Origin of the sequence: Okeania hirsuta, assembly GCF_003838195.1 — a bacterium.
GTDB lineage: Bacteria > Cyanobacteriota > Cyanobacteriia > Cyanobacteriales > Microcoleaceae > Okeania > Okeania hirsuta.
This window is the reverse complement of sequence record NZ_RCBY01000246.1, coordinates 1-10,210: the sequence shown is the minus strand read 5'-3', so window position 1 is coordinate 10,210 and position 10,210 is coordinate 1. Positions and strand designations below refer to the sequence as shown.

The window sequence follows — 10,210 nt, the reverse complement described above, 5'->3', positions numbered from 1 at the left end:
CTATATCGCTCTAGATGACCATACTCTATATATAGTGTCTTTGCGTAAGTCCTGAGTATATTAATGATTTAGGGAGAACGGGAGATTAGGGAATAGGGAAATACTGAAATTTACTAAAATTTTCCGATTAGGGTTTGCTGAAAAAGTCTTATGAGTGAGGGTAGGATCAGGGCAAACGCATCTTATTTTGCCGTTCCCTATATGTAGTGTTTATTTGATTTTATAGACACTATATGTTGAAAGTCTATTGTCAACAAGCGCAATAAAACCCGGTTTATTGATAATTACCCCTAGTTTATTGACGAGATGCGTTTGCCCTGAGGGTAGGATTTAGGAATCAGGAAGACCAAGTCAGGATAAATGGGAATTGATGTGGGTAATGGATAGACTTAATAATAGGGGTTAACGGCCGTCAACCCCTACAAATGGCCTATAATTTTGTTTTTTGGGTAATTCCTATAGGTAAGTTAGGACATAAAAGAGAGAAATGTTTTTCCCACTTTTCCCAGAGACGGTCACTTCAGGGAGTGGAGTATGTCAACTCCACGTACAACACAGCTTTGGTTAAAGAGAGCCAGGGTGTTTTAATTCCTGGATTAGAGTACAGAATTCTGATACAGCAGATTCGGTTGTACATGAGATACAAATATTAACGTTTGCTAACTCAAAGCTCCCCTAACAGATGTTCCCATAACAGGCAAGAAGTCCGCACTGGATACTCACGCCTGATCAAATCTGCTGTATTTAGATTCCTTTTGCCTTTTTGGTTGTTATTTTTACCTTTGGTAATTTCGGTAATAATTTCTTTCACCACTTCATGTTTAATTTCTACACATTAGTATCTTTCTCCCATCAATCTTTGTCGCATACCTTCAGCAATTTTTTGGCCTAAGTATTCTGGAATCAAACTTTCATTAGGCCCCAAAAGATAAAGAATAAGACGAGTTCGCCCACGCCAAACTAATAGGTTGGCGTTAACTACTAACAAATCTTCTTGCCAGATGGCATACATAACTTTATAGAATAGACCTGGTTGATTATCTGCTTCAATCAATAGTGCTGGTAGATGAAATACAGGATCGACATAAAATTCTGTCGCTACTTCTTCTAAACCACTATCTAGATTAAACTCTACAGCTAACATTTCTTCTACCTCGAAACGGCCTGCCAGTGATTCTTGGATGGCACGACAAACATTTTCTGAGGTTTTCTCTGTTAGTGCTTTGCCCCCCCTAGATATTACTAATTTGATAAAGACCAACATCGGTGGGTAAATTTGTCCATAAAGACTGAGGCTATGAATAGTTAGTCCATAGGCAGCTAAGACCCCAAAAATATCACTGAGCAAAAATGATTGATTTCGGTAGGTAAAGTGCAGGGCACTTTTGCTGCCTTCTGGTTTTAGTTCTATTACAGCTTGTTTACTTTTATACAGTTGATATGCTAACTTCAAATTTTGCAGTTGGATATCACTACTTACAAATTGCTCATAAAACTGTGGAAACGCTCGGTTGAAGCGCTTTAGCAGTTCTAGTGTTGATGATTTTAAACCCGGAGCCATAATCGAAGAGAGGGAACGGGATATATACTATCTAATAATGTCATCCAACTTCTACTAACTTAACCACGCCTGCATGGGTTTTTGGAAAAATTTGTTTAGCGGCTCTGAGCCAACATCTCACCCTCAAAATCCAGATTATGAGGGATACACTACTATTGGGGAAGGAAAGGCTTCTTCTCAAGCTGTTCGTTCACCTAATAGAAGTAATGGACGTATATTTTTTAGTACAGATCGAGACATAGATATATATGAACTTGAAGAACTCTGTAATGCTGTTGGTTGGTCTCGCCGCCCATTACGCAAAGTAAAAAAGGCCATTCAACATAGTTTTCTTGTTGTCTCTATGTGGCAGATGCGAGGCAGTCAAAAAAGACTGATTGGCTTTGCCAGAGCAACATCAGACCATGCTTTTAATGCCACTCTTTGGGATGTAGTTGTTCATCCTGATGTCCAAGGCAAGGGCTTGGGGAAAGCATTGATGAAGTACATCATCAAAAAACTTCGTAGCGAGGATATCAGCAATATCACCTTATTTGCTGACCCTCATGTTGTTGATTTTTACCACAATTTAGGTTTTATCTCTGACCCAGAGGGAATTAAAGGAATGTTCTGGTATCCAGATTAGCTGTTTTTGATTGGATCAAAATTATGATTAACCAAATAATATTCTAATAAATCTAGAATTTAGATTTTTTTAGCATGGGCATTTTTCTCACTTTTAACTTATTTAAATATATGCAGAATGTATTATTAGTTAGTCAAGAAGGTTGATTAACGTTTATATGGGTAGCTTAAAGGCCTTAGATACTAACTAAGTTTTGAGGATACTTTAAATTTGTCTCCTGTAAAAACTCAATTGGTATATTATTTCTAGTGCGATGCTCCTGTAGAATCTAAAATCTAGAGATAATGATTCAAGGATTTTTGTTCCTAAAAATTTCCTGAATATATGGGCAAATTTGTTTGGTGTAAAATTTTTTTTGAATTTTTTTGCACAACTTGTGAAAATTGAGCTATAATAAATTTATAGTTCAACCGGGATGTAGCGCAGTTTGGTAGCGCGCCTGCTTTGGGAGCAGGATGTCGCAGGTTCAAATCCTGTCATCCCGATAATTACAGAATTACAAATAAATTAGGTATAAACATTTAAAACCTCACCCTGAAGCACAGAAATTTAAATAAAACTTTTTTGGGCATCTTGTCTACCCCGGCTATACCTTGCTGAGATGAAATCTTCTAATCTTCTAAAGTTTAGCTCTACTTATCTAGTGGTCTTTAGACATTTTATCTGATATAAAGTAGCTGTTTGCGTAGCATGACCTAGGAACAGTCAGTCCAGGCAAGGAAAAAATGTCAAAGCCATAAAAATGGCTAAAATCCTTATCGCTACTGGATTTATACCTTTTTGATCTCAAAACCTCTGTTTGTATAGATTTAAGGACTTTTTTTGCCTGATTTTTGTCTATAGCAGGGAATAATAAATTGGTAACAGTGGGAAAAACATTTTCCCTTATTGGGATCATCATCTGCATAAGTCCTAATCTACTAACTATTGCTATAAATCCCAATAGACATCTCCAGAAAAGAGGGAATAGGGAATAGGGAATAGGGAATAGGTATGGAGGGGGAAATAACTGATAATTTCTGTACGATAATTGATTTGATTTTGGATTTTTACCAGATGTCTAATAGTTAGTAGATATAGCAATGTGCGCTGGCATATTTACACATTATTTTTTGTACACCTTTTCGCTTACTGCACTTTGAGCTGGACATTGTAAATACCTGAGCGCTCATTGCTATAAGTTTTCAAAAGTCACTAGGCTAATATTCTAGTGAGCTAAGTCCGGCTTATCAAATAGATTTATAACTTTTCGCTGTTCCCTGGTCTCTATTTTCAATCATATACTATGTTCCTTAGGTCCAAAATATTAAATTAATTTTGCACAGTTACTTAGTCTTTGTAGTCTACTCAAATTAAAACAACTATAGAACCCATTTGATATCTATTTAAAAAGATATGGGAAGACGGGGATATAGGGAAGTAGAGAGTATTTTTCAATCTGCTTGGTGCCCGTTCCCTTCTCTTGGTCGGCGTTCCCATGGCGAGACGCGGGTTCACATCCGCCTTTTCCCTTATGTCTTCTCTCCATCTCCTGACTCAGTCCTCCTGACTCCTGGTAAAAAAAAAGCGGGTCGCAGACATTAATACCAAATGGGTTATATAAACAGATACACTCCCTCGTTTGTTAAAAAGCTGAGTGCTGAACGCTAATAGCGACATGCTTTCCTATTCTCAATGTAGTTATAGTTTTGAAAATTAATCTATACATTCCGTTGGATGAGGCAAAAAATTTTGAATTTTAGTCGATAGCTTAACCTAGAATTGAATAATTTATAATTTAACCCTCCTTTAGGAGAAAGACTATGTCTTAAGTATCTGTAAACTACTATGTTTTTATTTATTGTTAGCTTAAGCAAATGAAAAAATTGTGTTATAATCAACTACAGTTATAACTGTTTTTCCATCAATCATACTCCTATGGTTGTCAATTTACTAATGTGGTAAATTAATCATAGATTAGCTTTTATCTAAAATAACAATTTTCGTAAAATTTATAATTCAGTGAAATTAAAAGCATAAAATTAAACTATTTTTATGATTAATTAAAATACTGTTTGAGATCAAGTAATCGCTCAATTCCATAATTTAATTTTTCCAAAAATAATGATTTTATTGAATTATTAATTAATCACAGCTAAATATGTTTTTAAAACGGTAAAAAAATCAGGATATCTTAGTAAACTATGGAATAAATATTTTGATGATTGATGTGATAGTTAAATCTTAAAAAGATTAAATCATGTTTATTAGTGGCTTATTGAACAAATTAACATGATATTTTCATGTCTATCTGTAAGTTATTTGATGTTCATAACTTTTATTTTTGCTGCATTATTTTAAATAATTTGGAGAATCTATGAAATCATTAATTCGCCTAAGTGTAGTGTTAGGAATAGTAACTAGCACTTTGATAAGACCTTCTGTCAAAGATATGTCTGCATTAGCGCTATCTGCAGAAGAAGTCTTGCAGAAGTTAACTCCTGTGCCTGTATTTACAATAACCGATCAAAATGGCTCTCCTCTTGTAGCTTCTATCAAAAAAGAAGGTAATGAAAATTCTTCTGTGGCAGGGGTTTTTATTAGTAAGAGTGATGCAGATGCTTTTGTAGAAAAATTAAAAGGAGAAAATCCTGATTTGGCAGCTACGGTTAAGGTAGTGCCTGTATCTCTGGGTGAAGTTTATGAAATGAGCCAATCTAGTCAGAATAATCAGCAAAAGCTACAGTTTGCTTATGTTCCAATTAAGAGGCAGGTTGAATCTGCGAAGATTTTACTTGAGCAAAATGGTCAGGATGTTAACCAGTTCAATGGAGTACCTTTATTTATGGCTAAAGGTGGACCTGATGGTGGATATTTAACTATTCAACGTGGGGAACAACAAGTTATTCCTATGTTTTTTAATAAGGAAGATTTGCAGGGAATGTTGGAGCGAGCTAAGACTCAACAACCTGATGTTTTTTCTTCTGTGAAAATTGAAGTTGTGAATCTTGAAGGTGTAATTAAGGCCCTGGAGAAAGATGACGATCCTTTCTTAGAAAAAATTATTTTTATTCCTCCCAGGGAGTCTTTAGAGTTTGTACAACAGTTAAAACAATCTGGTAATTAATAAATTAAAATTTCAATTTTCAGCGATCGCGATTAATGGACTTTTCTTCGGAGTGTGTAGTTTCAGGTCTAGACCTTTGGCAATGGTATCGCAGTGCTCAGAGTGATGGTTTAAAGGCAGGTATCTATGTTGCTGAGGTTGATTGGTTGTTGCAAGAATTTGCTGGACTAGATCGATTAACGCTTCGTTTAGAGTCTTTTAAAGATTGGCCTAATATTTCAATGAGGCTTTCTTTAGTTGAGTTGAATAATCTTTGGTATAGACGTTTAAATGAAAAGGTTCCGCTTCAATATTTAATAGGGGTTACTTATTGGCGGAATTTTTCTTTGGAGGTGGATTTTGGGGTTTTGATACCAAGGCCAGAAACAGAGTGTTTAATCGATCTGGTTGTAGCAGCTACTAATAGTGTTTCCCATCTTCAACAAGGAATTTGGGTAGATATGGGAACTGGTAGTGGGGCGATCGCTTTTGGGTTGGCAGAAGTATTGACAGATGCTTCTATCTATGCTGTGGATTGTAGTTCAGAAGCTTTGGCTATTGCTAGACAGAATGGGACAAAATTGGGTTTAGGGAACAAGATAAATTTTTGTCAAGGTTCTTGGTGGGAACCATTGGAGCATTTGCGAGGTAAAGTGAGTGGAATGGTGGCTAACCCTCCTTATATTCCTAGCGATATGGTTTCTACTTTGCAACCAGAAGTCAGGAAACATGAGCCTCATCTTGCTCTTGATGGTGGTATTGATGGCCTAGAGTTTATTAGATTTTTGATTGAAACAGCTCCACTATATTTAGTTTCTGGTGGTGTTTGGTTGGTGGAGGTGATGAGTGGGCAAGGGGATAAGGTTGCTGAAATGTTGCAGGATAATGGAGCTTATTGTGGGGTTGAGATTTTTCCGGATATTGAGGGTGTTGATCGGTTTGCTATGGCTTATTTGAAGTAGCAGTTATTATTTTCTTGAGCTTCAAAAATTTTTATATAGTCTTGTTATGGAATAAGTTGAAATACTAATTTATATTCTCTTTCTACTATGGGGTGGTCCATATATATTGTAGCTTTTCCATCTTCACATGTCCCATCCTCGCCTACTAAAACACCTGCTTTGGCAGCCCAACGTAATTTCCATTTACCTGTTTCATTGTTGATTTTAATATCGAAGTTTACAGGATCGTGATTTTTCTTATTAGGAAAATTATTATCTTTTGATAATAATGGAACTTCAAGATTTATGTCTACTGGAAATGAATGCTCAAGAAGAGTTGCATTTCCTTCTACTTCTGTTGTTCCATCTGCTTTACTTCTATCTATGACTTGACGAATTTCAACTTTTCCAACCTCTATATGGTCTTTCTTTATAGGTCTATATTTGAATTCAATTCTTTTTCCTTCTTGGAATAGATTTTTGCAATATTTATTTTTACAACTATTTTGTGCTATTCCTAAAGAGCATCTAATTTCTGGAACGAAAATGGCTACAAGTATACCAGTTACAGGAATAGCTATACCTATTAAAAAAACATTTATTCTTTTGTTCCAATTCTTTTGTTCAGAATTACTCATAGATTTTATTATAAGTCAAGGGTAAAATATAGTATTTATCAATATTTGGATGATATAAATACTATTCTAATTCTACTTTCCCTGCTATAAATTTGCCTATTTTTTTCAAACAAAATCTAAAATTGTTTTAGAGGGTAAAGTTATGAAGTTTAGTCTTTATTGAAATTTTAATTGAGGAGACAATTTCTGGTAATTTAGTTAGTTTTCCTACTGATACTGTACCAGCACTGTCAGCTTTATTAACTGGAGCTGATTTAATTTTTCCAGGAAAGGGTCGCAATTAAGATAAAGCTTTAATTTTTATGAGGGCAACTGGTTGAAATAATTTAATTTGAAGGTCAATTCATTTTATGAAGCTCCCTGAATTGAGGTTTTTTTCTGCCAGAAATGCTAAAATTGCCTATAATTTTTGGAGAAATTAAAAAATGAAAAATGAAATCAAATAATCAGTTTAGTATCTATTGAGATTCTAATTGAGGAGGCCATATCTGGTAATTTAGTTAGCTTCCTTACTGATATTGTACCATCACTGGCAGCTCGACCTGACAAAGGAGATTTAATTTTTCTAGTGAAGGGTCGCAGTCAAGATCAACCTTGAATTTTAATCAGGGCAACTGGTTGGAATAATTTAATTTGAGGCTCAATTCATTTTCTTAAGCTCCCTGGGTTGAGAGTTTTTTCTGCCAGAAATGCTAAAATTGCCTATAATTTTTCAAAAAATTAAAAAACAAAAAACAAAAAATGAGCTTAGTATCTATTGAGACTCTCATTAAAGGGGCTATCTCTGGTAATTTAGTTAGCTTTCCTACTGATACTGTACCAGCATTAGCGGCTCTGCCTCAAAAAGCAGATTTAATTTTTCAAGCAAAACGTCGTAGTCCAGATAAACCTTTGATTTTGATGGGGGCAACTCCCGCATCTTTGTGGCCTTATGTTCGAGGAAGTGATGAAGAGTTGCAGTTATGGCAAGAGGTTGCTCAGAAGTATTGGCCTGGACCTTTAACTTTGGTGCTGCCAGCTTCGGAAATGGTTCCTAGAGAAATGAACCCTTTTGACCCAACTACCATTGGAATCAGGATACCTAATTGTGATATTGCTAGGGAAATTATGACTCAAACTGGGCCTTTGGCTACTACAAGTGCTAATTTCTCAGGTCAACCTCCCCTGGGTCGAATGGCTGAAATTAATGCTCAATTTCCAGATGTTTTAGTATTGTCCCACGAACAGGAGATAATCTTGGCTTCTGGAGTGCCTTCTACTGTTGCTAAGTGGAACGAAATTAGTTGTTGGGAAATCCTGCGTCAGGGAGCGGTCAAGTTAAAATTTTAAGGGTACGGTTATATTTTTTAATATTTTTATTCCCATGGGATGGAACGATTTTTTATTCTTGGCATTAGGATTAGGGTTTGGACTAATAGGCGGCAGATTATGGTTGAGGCAAAAAACTGAGAACTTGTCAACACCTTCTGTGGTGTCATCACCTGAAGTATCTAATTTAGAGGAAGTAGAAGGTGTTTTAGAACAGCTGAAACAGACTCAACTTGCATACCAGATGGCATCGGAAATGAGTAAGTTTAAGGCTGGTTTTTTGGCTCGAACTTCTCATGAGTTGCGATCGCCGATGAATAGTATGATTAGTACGCTACAGTTAATTATTTTTGATTTAGCTGATAACCCGGAAGAGGAACGTGAATTTGCTAACCAAGCGTATAATTCTGCGTTAAAAACTTTGGGACTACTTGATCGAATTATTGATGTAGCTAAAACCGAGCATGGTACTGAAAAACTTAAAATAGAACCGCTTCAGCTTAGTAAAGTGTTAGAGGCGGTGGATGATTTAACTTGTTTACAAGCTGCTAACCGTAGTATTCGTTTGAAGATATTACCTCCAGACCCTAATATTTATGTTTTGGCGGATGAGTCTCGTCTGAAGCAGGTTTTGATTGGTTTAGTTGATACTGCGATCGCCGAAATGAATGAAGGTAGTATTAATGTTTCTGTTCATCCCGCACAAGAATCTGGTTATGTTAATATCTGGATTGACGATCAACGTCCAGTTAGTGCGTGGAGTGAGTCTTGGGATTTACTCAAACAGAGTCATGAGGAGAAAACAGAAAAGGTTGTGAGTTGTGATTTTCAGCTTTCTCCTGGTATGAGGTTGTTAATGAATCAAACTTTGTTAGGAATAATGAATGGACGTTTAGAGGTATTGGCAACACCTTCTGATGGTAAGGAGTCTGATTTTAACCGGACTCAATGTTCTATTCCTATGAGTATAGAAAACAATGAGAGTTCGGCGTTGGTGAATTAGTGTATGATATTAATCTTAATTACTTAGGGTTTGCTGAAAAAGTCTTTTAGTAGGGGTAGTAGACAGGAGACAGGAGAAATAGGAATGAGCAAGGAGGTAGGAGTAAGAATTGTAAGAATGATTTTTCTACCATAGTCAGCCCAAAATACTAGCTTTTTGCAGCTCTTGGCACCGAAAAACTGGCACTTTTTTGAACCCCAAAAAGGCTAATGCCTTTATTTATCAATATAGCGCTGTGCGCAGGCAACAGCTCATCTGGCAACAGCTCATCTGGGGGAATAAATTGCTGATAATATAAGACTTTTAGCTATTTGGCCCCTCCTGCAATTTGTAAATATACAAGCGCTCATTGCTATACTTTCAGATTTATTCAGCAAACCCTCCTGACTCCTGACTCCTGACTCCTGACTCCTCCGTAGTTATTTATTTATCACTGTTCAACCGGACATGATATTACTTTTGAGCAAGTAGTAATGCTTTGTTCCTAGTTGTTAATTCTATTTCTCCTTCCATTGGTTGATTGTGCAATATCATTGTTGTGTTTTGGTTGTATTGAAATCCTATGCGTTTGTAGAAATCCTGTTGGTAGGTTGTCATTAGGTAGACTCGTTCTACATGGCACATTCGTGGATGACTTAAAATTGTTTGCACTAATTTGCGTCCTAGTCCTCCACCTTGATAGTTTGGGTGAATGACTATGTCCCAAATTGTACCTCTGTATACGCAGTCTGATGTAGCACGACCAAAACCTATCATTTTTTGACTATCCCATACACTCACGACTGGGTTGCTGTTTGCAATAGCTATTTCTAAATCTTCTATTTTTCTATTTTTTGCCCATACTGCTGCGGAATCAAATAAAGCCACCAGTTGGGCAATATCTACTTTTGAGTTACCTTCGCAGAATTGTATATGACGATAATCTCTGGTAGTGTTTTTCATGTTTAGTCAGCTCTCTATAAATTTCAATAGGAGTCATTGAGGAAGGCAGAAGTTATATCATGTCCGGTAGCATCGGTATTGTATAGCAAAGGTAGGCAACAGGCAAC

8 protein-coding genes and 1 tRNA gene are annotated in these 10,210 nt (G+C 36.2%); 6 read left to right on the top strand and 3 right to left on the bottom strand.

Annotated elements, in window-relative coordinates:
- Nucleotides 1-835 precede the first annotated feature (835 nt).
- Nucleotides 836-1,561, bottom strand: coding sequence for a hypothetical protein (locus D5R40_RS26715; RefSeq protein WP_124146088.1), 726 nt, complete (start codon nucleotides 1,559-1,561; stop codon nucleotides 836-838).
- Nucleotides 1,562-1,634: 73 nt separating this feature from the next.
- On the opposite strand from D5R40_RS26715, the gene D5R40_RS26710 reads away from it, so the two are divergent.
- The 4 genes from D5R40_RS26710 (at nucleotide 1,635) to prmC (ending at nucleotide 6,233) form a co-directional block, all read left to right on the top strand.
- Nucleotides 1,635-2,186 carry a GNAT family N-acetyltransferase gene (locus D5R40_RS26710; protein WP_124146087.1) on the top strand — a complete coding sequence of 184 codons (552 nt, stop codon included), beginning with the start codon at nucleotides 1,635-1,637 and terminating at the stop codon, nucleotides 2,184-2,186.
- Between the two features lie 411 nt (nucleotides 2,187-2,597).
- Nucleotides 2,598-2,671, top strand: a tRNA-Pro gene (locus tag D5R40_RS26705).
- A 1,871-nt stretch (nucleotides 2,672-4,542) separates the two neighbouring features.
- On the top strand, nucleotides 4,543-5,292 hold the full coding sequence (locus tag D5R40_RS26700; RefSeq protein WP_124146086.1) for a Tic22 family protein: 750 nt from the start codon (nucleotides 4,543-4,545) through the stop codon (nucleotides 5,290-5,292).
- A 35-nt stretch (nucleotides 5,293-5,327) separates the two neighbouring features.
- On the top strand, nucleotides 5,328-6,233 hold the full coding sequence (gene prmC, locus D5R40_RS26695) for a peptide chain release factor N(5)-glutamine methyltransferase (RefSeq protein ID WP_124155466.1): 906 nt from the start codon (nucleotides 5,328-5,330) through the stop codon (nucleotides 6,231-6,233).
- Nucleotides 6,234-6,277: 44 nt separating this feature from the next.
- Here prmC and D5R40_RS26690 read toward each other — a convergent pair whose 3' ends face one another.
- The gene (locus tag D5R40_RS26690) at nucleotides 6,278-6,850 is read right to left on the bottom strand and encodes a hypothetical protein (RefSeq protein ID WP_124155465.1); all 573 of its coding nucleotides are present in this window, start codon (nucleotides 6,848-6,850) and stop codon (nucleotides 6,278-6,280) included.
- A 741-nt stretch (nucleotides 6,851-7,591) separates the two neighbouring features.
- Between D5R40_RS26690 and D5R40_RS26675 the strand changes: the two genes are divergently transcribed.
- Both D5R40_RS26675 and D5R40_RS26670 read left to right on the top strand, forming a co-directional pair.
- Nucleotides 7,592-8,179: an L-threonylcarbamoyladenylate synthase gene (locus tag D5R40_RS26675; RefSeq protein WP_124146084.1), complete on the top strand. Its 588-nt coding sequence runs from the start codon at nucleotides 7,592-7,594 to the stop codon at nucleotides 8,177-8,179.
- Nucleotides 8,180-8,213: 34 nt separating this feature from the next.
- On the top strand, nucleotides 8,214-9,161 hold the full coding sequence (locus D5R40_RS26670; protein ID WP_124146083.1) for a sensor histidine kinase: 948 nt from the start codon (nucleotides 8,214-8,216) through the stop codon (nucleotides 9,159-9,161).
- Nucleotides 9,162-9,614: 453 nt separating this feature from the next.
- Here the strand turns inward: D5R40_RS26670 and D5R40_RS26665 are convergent, their stop codons facing one another.
- Nucleotides 9,615-10,103, bottom strand: coding sequence for a GNAT family N-acetyltransferase (locus tag D5R40_RS26665; protein WP_124146082.1), 489 nt, complete (start codon nucleotides 10,101-10,103; stop codon nucleotides 9,615-9,617).
- Nucleotides 10,104-10,210 lie beyond the last annotated feature (107 nt).